The sequence below is a fragment of the Bacillus sp. B2-WWTP-C-10-Post-4 genome, from assembly GCF_009183805.1.
Taxonomy (GTDB): domain Bacteria; phylum Bacillota; class Bacilli; order Bacillales; family Bacillaceae_G; genus Bacillus_A; species Bacillus_A cereus.
On the sequence record NZ_WEII01000057.1, the window covers coordinates 16,892 to 30,577 of the forward strand.

Consider the following 13,686-nt stretch of genomic DNA (forward strand, 5'->3'; position numbering starts at 1 on the left):
AATTGGATAAAATAAAGACAGTTAGTTATATAGCATAAAAGTGAAACAAACTTATAATAAAGATATTATAAGGAATTTACTTGATGCTATAGCAATAAAAAATGCAGTACATAGAAAGGGTAAGACATATGAGAATATTATTTGTTGGGGATGTAGTAGGATCTCCTGGTAGAGGTATGATTCAACAATACGTACCGGCATTAAAGAAAAAATATACACCTACAGTAACAATCATTAATGGAGAAAATGCAGCAGGTGGCCGTGGGATTACAGAAAAAATATATCGAAACTTTTTAGAGTGTGGGGCGCAGGCAGTTACACTTGGAAACCACGCTTGGGATAATCGTGAAGTATTTGAATTCATCGATGATGCAAAATATCTTGCAAGACCAGCTAACTTCCCAGAAGGAACTCCAGGAAAAGGACTTATCTTTGTGAACTGTAATGGAACAGAAGTTGCAGTTATTAATTTACAAGGACGTACTTTCCTTCCTCCAATTGATTGTCCATTCCGTAAATTGGATGAATTAATTAATATTGCGAAAAAACGTACGAATATTATATTTGTTGATTTCCATGCGGAGACTACAAGTGAAAAACAAGCGCTAGGTTGGTATGTAGATGGACGTGCTACAGCAGTAGTAGGTACGCATACGCACGTCCCTACAGCGGATAACCGTATTTTACCAAGCGGAACGGCATACATTACAGATGTTGGGATGACAGGGCCGTATGACGGAATATTAGGTATGGACAGAGAAGCAGTATTGAAGAAGTTTTTAACAAACTTACCAGTACGATTTGAAGTAACAAATGGTAGAACGCAATTAAGTGCAGTGTTAATTGATGTGGATCCAAATACAGGAAAAGCAAAGAAAATTGAACGTATTTTAATTAATGATGATCAACCATTTTTTGAGTAAATTTTCGTTAAATTTTAGATAAGTTATTATATTTTAATTTTTTAGAAAAATTACGAAAGTTTAGCAGGAATACGCGCCATTCCTCGTGAATATAAGTTAAAGTGAAATAATTGCTAATACTTTTTAAAGAAACGAGGAGGAAACGCGGAATGGAAATATTAAAAGTTAAAGCAACGTCGGTCCCTAATTCTGTAGCTGGTGCACTTGCAGGTGTTATTCGCGAACGCGGAACAGCAGAAATTCAAGCTATTGGTGCAGGTGCATTGAACCAAGCTGTAAAGGCAGTAGCAATCGCAAGAGGATTTGTAGCGCCTAGTGGTTTGGACCTGATTTGTATCCCAGCGTTTACAGATATTATGATTGATGGCGAAGAGCGTACAGCAATAAAATTAATTGTAGAACCTCGTTAAGTTTAAACAACCTGTTTGCAGTATGCAAACAGGTTGTTTTTATAATGGAGGAATGAAAATGAAAATTTTTGATGCTCATTGTGACGTGCTTCTTCAGTTATGGAGTGCACAAGGGAAAAGGGATTTTAAAGATGATTCACAATTACATATTACATTTGAACAGTTAAAGAGAAGAAAAGGAAGTATACAATGTTTTGCTATATATGTACCAGAAACAGTGGCATATGAAAACCGATTTGAAGTAGCATTACAAATGGTAGATATTTTTTATAATGAGATTTTATCCCTACCAGGTGTGAAGTTTATTCAGACAAAAGATGATATTAACATATTAAAACAGGACGAGATTGGAGCGATATTAACAATAGAAGGATGCGAAGCAATTGGAAAAGATGCAATGAAATTACGGTTGTTGTATCGCCTAGGAGTACGTTCTTTTGGACTAACATGGAATTATGCCAATCTCTTAGCTGATGGTGCGCTAGAGACACGTGGGGCGGGTTTAACGACTTTTGGTAAACATGTTGTACAAGAACTGAATACGTTACATGTATGGTCTGATGTGTCTCATTTGAATGAAAGAAGTTTTTGGGATGTTATAGAGATTGCAAAAAATCCTATTGCTTCCCACTCAAATTGTATGAAACTTTGCGAGCACCCACGTAATTTAAACGATGAACAACTTAAAGCTCTTATAAAGCGAAATGGCATGATTGGTGTCACTTTTGTACCGCAGTTTCTAACAAATGAAAAACAAGCGAATGTAGCAGATATAGTAAGACATATCGAATATATTTGTTCATTAGGTGGAGAGCGCAATATAGGATTTGGTTCCGATTTTGATGGGATTTTAGAAACAGTTGTAAATGTATCAGCGTATCGAGATTATGAAAATGTAATGAATGAGCTTTGTAAACACTATGCTGCATCTACTGTAGAACGATTTTTATATGATAATTTTGTAGAACATATGAGTTTTTAAATCCCGATTTAAAATTCAGAAAAATTAAAATTAATTCATTTGATTTTATTGCTTTTTTTAAGACCTAATACTAGAATGAAAAACAAAATAGCTTTATACTAAAGATTCAGGGAAATCAGAAGAGGCATAATTTGCGTCCGTTGTAGTTTATTTGCATAAAAAATGCTAAACTATTACTGTAAAAAAATACACTACAATGAATGCAGCCAAAAGGGGTGTAGGAGATGATTAGTCAACTTTCATGGAAAGTTGGAGGCCAACAAGGTGAAGGAATTGAAAGTACAGGAGAAATCTTCTGTATTGCATTAAACCGATTAGGATATTACCTATACGGTTACCGCCACTTCTCATCACGTATAAAAGGCGGCCATACAAATAATAAAATTCGTGTAAGTACAACAGAAGTACGAGCGATCTCAGATGATTTAGATATTTTAATTGCTTTTGACCAAGAAACAATTGATTTTAATTTCCACGAACTACGTCCAGGTGGAATTGTAGTTGCGGATGCGAAATTTAATCCAACAATACCTGACAATACAGATGTAAATCTATATGTGATACCGTTTACAGATATTGCTTCAGAATTAGGCACATCATTAATGAAAAACATGGTTGCTGTTGGAGCATCAAGTGCAGTATTAGGATTAGATGAAACAGCTTATTTAGATGTTGTTGAAGAAATCTTTGGTCGTAAAGGAGAGCAAGTCGTTCAAAAGAATATGGACGCAATTAAACGCGGCTCTCAATATATGAAAGAATTACTAGGTGAGAAAGTAAACATGATGCAGCTTGAAAAAGCTGATGGTAAAAAACGCATGTTTATGATTGGAAACGATGCAATCGCATTTGGTGCGGTAGCTGGTGGTGCTCGTTTTATGTCAGCATACCCAATCACACCTGCATCAGAAATTATGGAATACTTAATTAAAAAATTACCGAAAGTCGGCGGAACAGTAATCCAAACTGAGGATGAAATCGCAGCTTGTACAATGGCAATCGGTGCAAACTATGCTGGTGTTCGTACATTAACGGCATCTGCTGGTCCTGGTCTTTCATTAATGATGGAAGCAATCGGTTTAGCGGGTATTACAGAAACCCCATTAGTAATTGTTGATACACAACGTGGCGGCCCAAGTACAGGATTACCAACGAAACAAGAACAGTCTGACTTAATGGCGATGATTTACGGTACGCATGGTGAAATTCCAAAAATCGTAATGGCGCCAAGTACAGTTGAAGAAGCTTTCTATGACATTGTAGAAGCATTTAACTTATCTGAAGAATATCAAGTTCCTGTTATTTTCTTAACAGATTTACAGCTTTCGTTAGGAAAACAAACAGTAGAACCACTTAAATTAGATAAAGTGGAAATTCGTCGTGGTAAGCTTGATTTAGAAGCAGAATTACCAGAACGTGAAAATAAAGCATACTTCAAGCGTTATGAAGTAACAGAAGACGGCATTTCACCACGTGTTTTACCTGGTATGAAAAATGGTGTTCACCATGTTACAGGTGTAGAACATGATGAAACTGGAAAACCGTCGGAATCAGCAATAAACCGTAAAGATCAAATGGACAAACGTTTCCGTAAAATGGAGAACTTGAAGTTTAATACCCCTGTTTATAAAAATGTTAAGCATGAAGAAGCAGACGTATTGCTTGTTGGATTTAACTCAACTCGTGGTGCGATCGAAGAGGCAATGACGCGTTTAGAACAAGAGGGTATGAAAGTAAACCATGCTCATGTGCGTTTAATTCACCCGTTCCCAACAGCTGAAATCGATCCACTTGTGAAAAAGGCGAAGCGTGTTGTAGTAGTAGAAAACAATGCAACAGGTCAGCTTGCTAACATTATGAAAATGAATCTTGGTAATGGTGAGAAAATTTCTAGTCTTTTAAAATATGATGGAAACCCATTCTTGCCGAAAGAGATTTACAACGAATGCAAAAAAGGGGTTGTATTAAATGGCAACATTTAAGGACTTTCGTAACAGTGTAAAGCCAAACTGGTGCCCAGGTTGCGGAGACTTCTCAGTGCAAGCTGCAATTCAACGTGCGGCAGCTAACGTTGGCCTAAATCCAGATGAACTTGCTGTTATTTCTGGTATCGGCTGTTCAGGCCGTATTTCAGGTTATATTAATTCATATGGTGTGCATAGTATTCATGGTCGTGCCCTTCCGATTGCACAAGGTGTGAAAATGGCAAATCGTGATTTAACAGTTATCGCTTCAGGTGGTGACGGTGATGGATTTGCGATTGGTATGGGACATACAATCCATTCTATTCGTCGTAATATCGACATTACGTACATCGTAATGGATAACCAAATTTATGGATTAACAAAAGGGCAAACTTCACCACGTAGTGAAGCTGGATTTAAAACGAAAAGCACACCACAAGGTTCAATTGAACCATCACTAAATGTAATGGAAATGGCCTTAACAGCTGGTGCGACATTTGTGGCGCAAAGCTTTTCGAGTGATTTAAAAGAATTAACACAAATTATTGAAGCTGGTATTAACCATAAAGGATTTTCATTAATTAACGTATTTAGCCCATGTGTTACTTACAATAAAGTAAATACTTACGATTGGTTTAAAGAGAACTTAACGAAACTAAGCACAGTAGAGGGATATGATCCATCTAATCGCATGATGGCTATGCAAACTTTAATGGAAAATAACGGTTTAGTAACAGGGTTAATTTATCAAAATACTAAGCAACCATCATATCAAGAACTTGTTAAAGGCTATAGTGAAGAGCCTTTAGTGAAATCTGATTTAAATATGGATCAGAAAATGTTTGATGAGCTTGTTGCTGAATTTATGTAATGTAAGAAAAAAAGGTTGCCGATTTGGCAACCTTTTTTTATGTACAAAATATAGGGTAGCCTTATTTACTTAGAAAATTCAGAATGATAAAATAATATATAAATCGTTGTATGAAAATGGCAAGTTCATTGCTTATGAAATGTAAGGTAATAAAAGGCCTTTGTATTGTTAAGATTGGCGAAACACGTCATACTATGGTAATGTTTATAGGGATAAAGCAATATGCTTTTGGGTAGGACAACAAGAAATGATAAAAAGGGAATGTCTATTTGCGTGGGGAAGACTTCATTCTTATGAATGATTAGATTGATTACTCAAGTTTCAAAGGACAAGTTATCTCTCCAGCTATCTAACCATTTTTGAGGTGAGTCTAAGCGCATTAAAATGGACTATAGAGTGTGTATAGTTAAGGGTGAAAGGAGATTACCGATGAACGAGCAACAACGATTAGCAAGTCAACAAGCAAATTCCTCTATGAAAAAAGAAGAGAAAGATTATAGTAAATACTTTGAAAGTGTATATCAACCACCTTCCTTAAAGGATGCGAAAAAGCGTGGGAAAGAAGAAGTTAAAATTGAACGGGATTTTGGCTTACCTGAAGAGTTTCGCAATTTTGGTACAGGAAGAAAGTTCTATATTCGTACATATGGTTGTCAAATGAATGAGCATGATACGGAAGTAATGGCAGGTATTTTCACAGCACTTGGATATGAACCAACTTTTTCAACTGAGGATGCAGATGTAGTTTTATTAAACACTTGTGCAATTCGTGAAAATGCTGAAAATAAGGTGTTTGGTGAGCTAGGCCATTTAAAGTCACTCAAACGAAGAAATCCAGACCTTTTAATTGGTGTATGTGGTTGTATGTCTCAAGAGGAATCTGTTGTAAATAAAATTATGCAAAAAAATCAGCATGTAGATATGGTATTTGGAACGCATAATATTCATAGACTACCGTACATTCTAAAAGATGCGATGTTCTCGAAAGAGACGGTAGTTGAAGTATGGTCAAAAGAAGGTGACGTAATTGAAAACCTTCCGAAAGTACGTCGTGGTGATATTAAAGCTTGGGTAAATATTATGTATGGCTGTGATAAATTCTGTACGTATTGTATTGTACCGTATACACGCGGAAAAGAGCGAAGTAGACGTCCAGAAGATATTATCCAAGAGATTCGTCATTTAGCTGCAAATGGTTATAAAGAAATTACGTTACTTGGACAAAACGTAAATGCATATGGTAAAGACTTTGAAGATATAGAATACGGTCTTGGCGATTTAATGGACGAACTTCGTAAAGTTGATATTGCCCGTATTCGTTTTACAACGAGCCATCCACGTGATTTCGATGATCACTTAATTGAAGTGCTTGGAAAAGGTGGCAACCTAGTAGAACATATCCATTTACCAGTTCAATCTGGAAGTACAGATATGCTGAAAATTATGGCACGTAAATATTCGCGTGAGCATTATTTAGAACTTGTAAGAAAAATTAAAGAAGCAATTCCAGATGTAGTATTAACAACAGATATTATCGTTGGTTTTCCAAATGAAACAGATGAGCAATTTGAAGAAACGATGTCGTTATATCGTGAAGTAGGGTTTGATACTGCCTTTACATTCATTTATTCTCCTCGCGAAGGTACACCAGCTGCAAAAATGAAAGATAATGTACCGATGGAAGTAAAGAAAGAACGTCTTCAGCGCTTAAATACACTAGTAAATACGTTGGCAATTGAAAAGAATAGTCGTTACAAAGGTCAAATTGTAGAAGTGTTAGTTGATGGGGAAAGTAAAAATAATCCGGAAGTACTTGCAGGTTATACTCGTACGAATAAACTTGTAAACTTCGTCGCTTCAAAATCTTTAATTGGTCAGCTTGTGAAAGTGAAAATAACGGAAGCAAAAACTTGGTCTCTTAACGGGGAATTAGTTGAAGAGCCGATTGAGGTGAAATAATAGATGAAAGTATATTCGAAAGATGACATTGTTGAACAAGCGAAAGAATTAGCAAAAATGATTTCTGAAACAGAAGAAGTTGATTTTTTTAAGAAAGCAGAGGCGCAAATTCATAAAAATGAAAATGTAAAGCGCGCAATCGATGAAATTAAAGCACTGCAAAAACAAGCAGTAAACTTGCAACATTACGGGAAATGGGAAGCTTTAAAAAAGGTAGAAGCTGAAATTGATGCATTGCAAGATAAGTTAGACAGTATTCCAGTCGTACAACAATTTAAATCTTCACAAACATACGTAAATGACTTATTACAGTTAGTTGCTAGTACAATTTCTAACAACGTAACAGATGAAATATTAATTTCAACTGGTGGCGATGTACTAAAGGGTGAAACTGGCGCAGCGGTAGAAAGTAAAAAAGGAAATTGTGGTTGTTAAAGAGATGTCATATTGACATCTCTTTTTTTTGTGGATTAAACGTAAGTTCTTCTCAAAAAAAGAATGACACATTCCGCTATTGTCACGCATATGATTAAGTGAATAGTGATTGAGGAGGGTTACGAATGTCCGAATTTAGAGAGATTATTACAAAAGCAGTGGTTGGAAAAGGACGTAAGTATACAAAGTCAACGCATACATGTGAATCGAATAATGAGCCAACAAGTATTTTAGGGTGCTGGGTAATTAACCACTCGTACGAAGCAAGAAAGAATGGAAAACATGTGGAAATTGAAGGTTTCTATGATGTGAACACTTGGTATTCATTTGATGGAAATACAAAGACTGAAGTTGTAACAGAACGTGTGAACTACACGGACGAAGTAAGTATTGGTTATCGTGATAAAAACTTTTCTGGTGACGATTTAGAAATTATTGCTCGTGTTATTCAGCCGCCAAATTGTTTAGAAGCACTTGTATCACCAAATGGTAATAAAATTGTTGTAACTGTAGAACGTGAATTTGTAACAGAAGTAGTTGGAGAAACGAAAATTTGTGTAAGTGTAAATCCTGAAGGCTGCGTAGAATCAGATGATGATTTCCAAATTGCTGATGATGAATTTGAAGAATTAGATCCGAACTTTATAGTTGATGCAGAAGAAGAGTAATAGAAAGCTAGGGAGAAGTTCTTCCTAGCTTTTTACTTTACATAAGTGGGGCTGAATGAACATGATTCTTTATGAAATATGTTATAATGAAGAAAGACTCCTGAAATAGGAGATAAGAGTGTCCGTGAAATGCGACATATATGAAAATAGATTATCATGTAAGAATTATGGAGGAAAAGTATGACTCAATATACGCCTATGATACAGCAATATTTAAAGGTTAAGGCAGATTATCAAGATGCCTTTTTATTTTTTCGCTTAGGCGATTTTTATGAAATGTTCTTTGAGGATGCTGTAAAAGCAGCTCATGAACTTGAAATTACATTAACGAGCCGAGATGGCGGTAGTAGTGAACGTATACCAATGTGCGGTGTACCGTATCATGCGGCTAAAAACTATATTGAACAACTTGTTGAAAAAGGATATAAAGTAGCTGTTTGTGAGCAAGTAGAAGATCCGAAAACAGCTAAAGGTGTAGTACGTCGTGAAGTAGTACAATTAATTACGCCAGGAACGATGATGGAAGGGCGTACAATTGATGAGAAAGAAAATAACTTCTTAGCCGCATTAACACATTTTGAAGATGGATCATATGCATTAGCTTGTAACGACTTAACGACTGGACAAAATACAGTAACGTTATTGACTGGTTCAGTAGAAGATATTTTATTAGAAGTGTATGCAACTGGTTCGAAAGAAATTGTTGTTGATTCTTCATTTTCTAAAGATGAACTAAACAAGTTAACTGAAACATTGAAAATGACGATTTCGTATGAAGATGCAACGGCAATTCCGGAAGGATTAGAACATCTTGTGAAAAATGTTTCACAAGCAAAATTAATTAAAGCAGTTGGACGTTTATTTAACTATGTAATAAGAACGCAAAAACGTTCTTTAGATCATTTGCAACCAGTAGAAATTTATTATACGAATCAATTTATGAAAATTGATGTACATTCAAAGCGAAATTTAGAACTGACAGAAACACTTCGAACGAAAGAAAAAACAGGATCACTATTATGGTTATTGGACAAGACGAAAACAGCTATGGGTGGTCGTATGTTAAAACAGTGGATGGAACGTCCACTTATACAGAAAGAAAGAATTGAAGAGCGTTTAGAAATGGTTGAAACGTTTGTAAATGATTACTTCTTACGTGAAGATTTAAAGGAAAAGTTAAAAGAAGTATATGATTTAGAACGCTTAGCAGGAAAAGTTGCATTTGGTAACGTAAATGCAAGAGACTTATTACAATTAAGACGTTCATTGCTTCAAGTACCAGCTATTTTAGAAGCAATTAGTTTGTTAGATAACGCTTATGCATCGAGATTAATTCAAGGTGCAGATCCATGTGAAAGCTTAACAGAATTACTAGGAAGAAGTATTCAAGAAAACCCACCGCTTTCGATTAAAGATGGAGATATTATTAAAGATGGTTATAATGACAAGCTTGATCAATATCGTTACGTTAGTAAAAACGGGAAAACGTGGATTGCTGAGCTTGAAAAAAGAGAACGTGATATTACCGGAATTAAATCATTAAAAATCGGATACAACCGTATTTTCGGTTACTACATTGAAGTAACGAAAGCGAATCTTGCAGCACTTCCAGAAGGTCGCTATGAGCGTAAACAGACGCTTGCTAATGCTGAACGTTTCATTACAGATGAACTGAAAGAAAAAGAAACGTTAATCTTAGAAGCTGAAGAAAAAATTGTACAGCTAGAATACGATTTATTTACAGCACTTCGTGAAGAAGTAAAAGTATTTATTCCGAAATTACAACATTTAGCGAAAGTAATTAGTGAATTAGACGTACTGCAAAGTTTTGCAACAGTTAGTGAAGAAGAACAGTTTGTAAAACCTGTACTGACAACGAAGCGCGAAATCTTTATTAAAGATGGTCGTCATCCTGTTGTTGAAAAAGTATTGAACGGGAAATTGTATGTACCGAATGATTGTATTATGCCAGAGAATATGGATGTCTTTTTAATTACAGGGCCGAACATGTCTGGTAAAAGTACGTATATGAGACAATTAGCACTTGTAACGGTTATGTCGCAAATCGGTTGTTTCGTACCAGCAACAGAAGCAGTATTACCTGTATTTGACCAAATCTTTACGAGAATTGGTGCAGCGGATGATTTAATTTCAGGTCAAAGTACATTTATGGTCGAAATGTTAGAAGCGAAAAATGCAATTGCAAACGCATCAGAAAGAAGTTTAATTTTATTCGATGAAATTGGACGCGGTACATCTACGTATGATGGTATGGCACTTGCACAAGCGATTATTGAACATATTCATGACCAAATTGGTGCAAAAACGTTATTCTCTACGCATTATCACGAATTGACGGTGTTAGAAGAGAGTTTAAATCAACTGAAAAATGTACACGTTTCAGCAATTGAAGAGAATGGAAAAGTAGTATTCCTTCATAAAATTCAAGATGGAGCAGCTGATAAAAGTTACGGAATTCACGTTGCGCAACTTGCGGAGCTTCCAGATAGCCTAATCGCTCGTGCGAAAGAAGTGTTAGCACAGCTAGAAGGACAGGAAGAAATTATTATTCCAAAGCGAGTAGAAGTGAAAGTACAAGAAGCTACTCCAGAACCTGTAGTTGTAAAAGAAGAAATAGCAGAAATACAGGAAACGAAAGTAGAGACTGAAGAAGAATCGCAACTATCTTTCTTTGGAGGAGAACAGTCTTCGAAGAAACAAGAAAAGCCTCTGCTAGATCAAAAAGAAACAGCAGTACTGGCGCAAATTAAAAAAATCGATTTACTTGATATGACACCTTTAGAAGCGATGAACGAATTGTATCGCTTACAGAAAAAGTTAAAGAAAGGATGAGTAAGTAGATGGGGAAAATTCGCAAACTCGATGACCAACTCTCTAACTTAATTGCGGCAGGGGAAGTAGTAGAGCGCCCTGCTTCAGTCGTAAAAGAACTTGTGGAAAATTCTATCGATGCGAATAGTACATCTATTGAAATCCACTTAGAGGAAGCTGGGTTATCGAAAATTCGTATCATTGATAATGGTGATGGTATTGCAGAAGAAGACTGTATCGTCGCTTTTGAACGCCATGCAACGAGTAAAATTAAAGATGAAAACGATCTGTTCCGCATAAGAACACTCGGTTTCCGCGGTGAGGCATTGCCAAGTATTGCCTCAGTTAGTGAATTAGAATTAATTACTAGCACAGGTGATGCGCCTGGTACACACCTTATTATTAAAGGTGGAGACATTATAAAGCAAGAGAAGACTGCGAGCCGAAAAGGAACAGATATTACAGTACAAAACTTATTCTTTAATACACCAGCACGTCTTAAATATATGAAAACCATTCATACAGAGCTCGGAAATATTACAGATATCGTGTATCGTATTGCAATGTCACATCCAGAAGTATCGTTAAAACTATTTCATAATGAAAAGAAATTGCTTCATACGTCAGGTAACGGTGATGTAAGACAAGTACTTGCATCGATTTACAGTATTCAAGTTGCGAAGAAGCTTGTTCCAATTGAAGCTGAATCTTTAGACTTTACAATTAAAGGTTATGTAACATTACCAGAAGTAACGAGAGCATCTCGTAATTATATGTCAACGATTGTAAATGGTCGTTACGTTCGAAACTTTGTATTAATGAAAGCAATTCAGCAAGGATACCATACATTACTGCCAGTTGGCCGGTATCCAATTGGTTTCTTATCGATTGAAATGGATCCAATGCTAGTTGACGTTAACGTACATCCAGCGAAATTAGAAGTTCGTTTTAGTAAAGAACAAGAATTGCTAAAGCTGATCGAAGAAACATTGCAAGCTGCATTTAAAAAAATACAGCTTATTCCAGATGCAGGTGTAACAACGAAGAAAAAAGAAAAAGACGAAAGTGTGCAAGAACAGTTCCAGTTTGAGCATGTGAAGCCAAAAGAACCATCTATGCCGGACATCGTTTTACCGACTGGCATGGATGCAAAACAAGAAGAACCGCGGGCTGTGAAACAGCCTGCGCAGCTTTGGCAACCACCAAAGCAAGAATGGCAACCACCACAGTCGCTCGTGAGAGAAGAACAAAGTTGGCAACCATCCACTAAACCGATAATCGAAGAGCCAATTCAAGAAGAGAAATCGTGGGACAGTAATGAAGAGGACTTTGAACTAGAGGAATTAGAAGAAGAAGTTCGGGAAATAAAAGAGATTGAGATGAACGGGAATGACTTACCACCGCTTTATCCAATTGGACAAATGCATGGAACATATATTTTCGCTCAAAATGATAAAGGATTATATATGATTGACCAGCATGCCGCGCAGGAACGTATTAATTATGAATACTTCCGTGATAAAGTAGGAAGAGTAGCGCAAGAAGTACAAGAGTTACTTGTACCGTACCGTATTGATCTATCTCTTACTGAATTTTTACGTGTCGAAGAGCAGTTAGAAGAACTAAAAAAAGTCGGGCTATTTTTAGAACAATTCGGCCATCAATCCTTTATCGTCCGCTCGCATCCAACATGGTTCCCGAAAGGACAAGAAACAGAAATCATCGATGAAATGATGGAGCAAGTTGTTAAACTAAAAAAAGTTGATATTAAAAAGTTACGTGAAGAAGCAGCCATCATGATGAGCTGTAAAGCATCCATTAAAGCGAATCAATATTTAACGAACGATCAAATATTTGCTTTACTGGAAGAACTACGTACAACAACAAACCCGTACACATGCCCGCACGGAAGACCAATTCTTGTGCATCATTCTACTTATGAGTTGGAGAAGATGTTTAAGAGGGTTATGTAGAGTGAATAGATTACATATGAAAAGGGAGTAACATTTACTGTTGCTCCCTTTTCATATGTAGATTTAATTGTAAACGAGAATATGGTGGAGTAATTTTGTATTGTATTTCTTGGTTGCGTTAACTTAAATTTATCTATGTATAAAAAAGCGCTGTATACAGCACTTTTTAAAAGGTGCATGAATTGTATCATTACTAACTAAATAACTATGCATGGCCAAATGTTGCTTCTTATTTAGCCAATTGTCATAAGGATCTATACAATTACTTATTTTTATTATTATTAATTTTTTCAGTGTATAGAACTTGCTCTTTATAGTGCTTCTTAATTGGGAAGTTATGTGTACCTGTGCCGTTCTTGAATTTTTTGTCAATGGGGTTCTTTAGAGGAACTGTTGTAGTTTCAGTAAATTCATATGGGTAATTTATTTTAGATTTATCTTCAAACATGAAAATGCCTCCTTTTAGGATCTCCTAAATTCTTTACTATAACATGATATGCATATAGATATTTTTTGGACTAGTTATTTATATAGGTTAATGGAATTTAATTACATAACTAATGAAACATTTTAAAGGAAAACAATTTGAGAAAGAAATGGTATGAATAGATGTTGGCTCCTATTGTTATTTTTTTGTTTAACAGCACAGTGAATTGTGCATATAAATTC

The 13,686-nt window shown here is 35.8% G+C and carries 11 protein-coding genes; 10 read left to right on the forward strand and 1 reads right to left on the reverse strand.

Features of this window, described 5'->3' with window-relative positions; all coding sequences use genetic code 11:
• The first annotated feature begins 128 nt into the window (after window positions 1–128).
• The 10 genes from GBN78_RS19830 to mutL all read left to right on the forward strand — a co-directional run bounded on the left by GBN78_RS19830 (window position 129) and on the right by mutL (window position 13,017).
• Complete coding sequence (locus GBN78_RS19830; RefSeq protein WP_152127640.1) at window positions 129–923, forward strand: TIGR00282 family metallophosphoesterase; 795 nt, start codon at window positions 129–131, stop codon at window positions 921–923.
• Window positions 924–1,072: 149 nt separating this feature from the next.
• The gene (gene spoVS, locus GBN78_RS19835; protein WP_000404341.1) at window positions 1,073–1,333 is read left to right on the forward strand and encodes a stage V sporulation protein SpoVS; all 261 of its coding nucleotides are present in this window, start codon (window positions 1,073–1,075) and stop codon (window positions 1,331–1,333) included.
• 58 nt (window positions 1,334–1,391) lie between these two features.
• The gene (locus GBN78_RS19840; protein ID WP_076875912.1) at window positions 1,392–2,315 is read left to right on the forward strand and encodes a dipeptidase; all 924 of its coding nucleotides are present in this window, start codon (window positions 1,392–1,394) and stop codon (window positions 2,313–2,315) included.
• 224 nt (window positions 2,316–2,539) lie between these two features.
• Window positions 2,540–4,297 (forward strand): 2-oxoacid:acceptor oxidoreductase subunit alpha, encoded by a 1,758-nt coding sequence (locus GBN78_RS19845; RefSeq protein ID WP_152127641.1) that lies wholly within the window; start codon window positions 2,540–2,542, stop codon window positions 4,295–4,297.
• Window positions 4,284–5,150, forward strand: a complete 867-nt coding sequence (locus GBN78_RS19850) for a 2-oxoacid:ferredoxin oxidoreductase subunit beta (protein WP_000190155.1) — start codon at window positions 4,284–4,286, stop codon at window positions 5,148–5,150. The genes GBN78_RS19845 and GBN78_RS19850 overlap by 14 nt, the downstream gene beginning before the upstream one ends.
• A 429-nt stretch (window positions 5,151–5,579) precedes the next feature.
• On the forward strand, window positions 5,580–7,109 hold the full coding sequence (gene miaB, locus GBN78_RS19855; protein WP_001005375.1) for a tRNA (N6-isopentenyl adenosine(37)-C2)-methylthiotransferase MiaB: 1,530 nt from the start codon (window positions 5,580–5,582) through the stop codon (window positions 7,107–7,109).
• A gap of 3 nt (window positions 7,110–7,112) precedes the next feature.
• Entirely contained in the window at window positions 7,113–7,544 is a 432-nt protein-coding gene (locus tag GBN78_RS19860) for a YlbF/YmcA family competence regulator (protein ID WP_000870461.1), read from the forward strand.
• A 125-nt stretch (window positions 7,545–7,669) separates the two neighbouring features.
• Window positions 7,670–8,212 carry an outer spore coat protein CotE gene (gene cotE, locus GBN78_RS19865; RefSeq protein WP_001288799.1) on the forward strand — a complete coding sequence of 181 codons (543 nt, stop codon included), beginning with the start codon at window positions 7,670–7,672 and terminating at the stop codon, window positions 8,210–8,212.
• A gap of 180 nt (window positions 8,213–8,392) precedes the next feature.
• Window positions 8,393–11,065 carry a DNA mismatch repair protein MutS gene (gene mutS / locus GBN78_RS19870; RefSeq protein ID WP_000196029.1) on the forward strand — a complete coding sequence of 891 codons (2,673 nt, stop codon included), beginning with the start codon at window positions 8,393–8,395 and terminating at the stop codon, window positions 11,063–11,065.
• A gap of 8 nt (window positions 11,066–11,073) precedes the next feature.
• The gene (gene mutL, locus GBN78_RS19875; RefSeq protein WP_152127642.1) at window positions 11,074–13,017 is read left to right on the forward strand and encodes a DNA mismatch repair endonuclease MutL; all 1,944 of its coding nucleotides are present in this window, start codon (window positions 11,074–11,076) and stop codon (window positions 13,015–13,017) included.
• Between the two features lie 262 nt (window positions 13,018–13,279).
• On the opposite strand, the gene GBN78_RS19880 is transcribed toward mutL, so the two are convergent.
• Window positions 13,280–13,465 (reverse strand): hypothetical protein, encoded by a 186-nt coding sequence (locus GBN78_RS19880; protein ID WP_000461138.1) that lies wholly within the window; start codon window positions 13,463–13,465, stop codon window positions 13,280–13,282.
• Window positions 13,466–13,686: the final 221 nt, after the last annotated feature.

Bases quoted from the DNA above. Each gene is read 5' to 3' on its own strand.
- cotE (WP_001288799.1), top strand. From the start codon at position 7,670: ATGTCCGAATTTAGAGAGATTATTACAAAAGCAGTGGTTGGAAAAGGA.
- mutS (WP_000196029.1), top strand. From the start codon at position 8,393: ATGACTCAATATACGCCTATGATACAGCAATATTTAAAGGTTAAGGCA.
- spoVS (WP_000404341.1), top strand. From the start codon at position 1,073: ATGGAAATATTAAAAGTTAAAGCAACGTCGGTCCCTAATTCTGTAGCT.
- GBN78_RS19840 (WP_076875912.1), top strand. From the start codon at position 1,392: ATGAAAATTTTTGATGCTCATTGTGACGTGCTTCTTCAGTTATGGAGT.
- mutL (WP_152127642.1), top strand. From the start codon at position 11,074: ATGGGGAAAATTCGCAAACTCGATGACCAACTCTCTAACTTAATTGCG.
- GBN78_RS19850 (WP_000190155.1), top strand. From the start codon at position 4,284: ATGGCAACATTTAAGGACTTTCGTAACAGTGTAAAGCCAAACTGGTGC.
- GBN78_RS19860 (WP_000870461.1), top strand. From the start codon at position 7,113: ATGAAAGTATATTCGAAAGATGACATTGTTGAACAAGCGAAAGAATTA.
- GBN78_RS19880 (WP_000461138.1), bottom strand. From the start codon at position 13,465: ATGTTTGAAGATAAATCTAAAATAAATTACCCATATGAATTTACTGAA.
- miaB (WP_001005375.1), top strand. From the start codon at position 5,580: ATGAACGAGCAACAACGATTAGCAAGTCAACAAGCAAATTCCTCTATG.
- GBN78_RS19845 (WP_152127641.1), top strand. From the start codon at position 2,540: ATGATTAGTCAACTTTCATGGAAAGTTGGAGGCCAACAAGGTGAAGGA.
- GBN78_RS19830 (WP_152127640.1), top strand. From the start codon at position 129: ATGAGAATATTATTTGTTGGGGATGTAGTAGGATCTCCTGGTAGAGGT.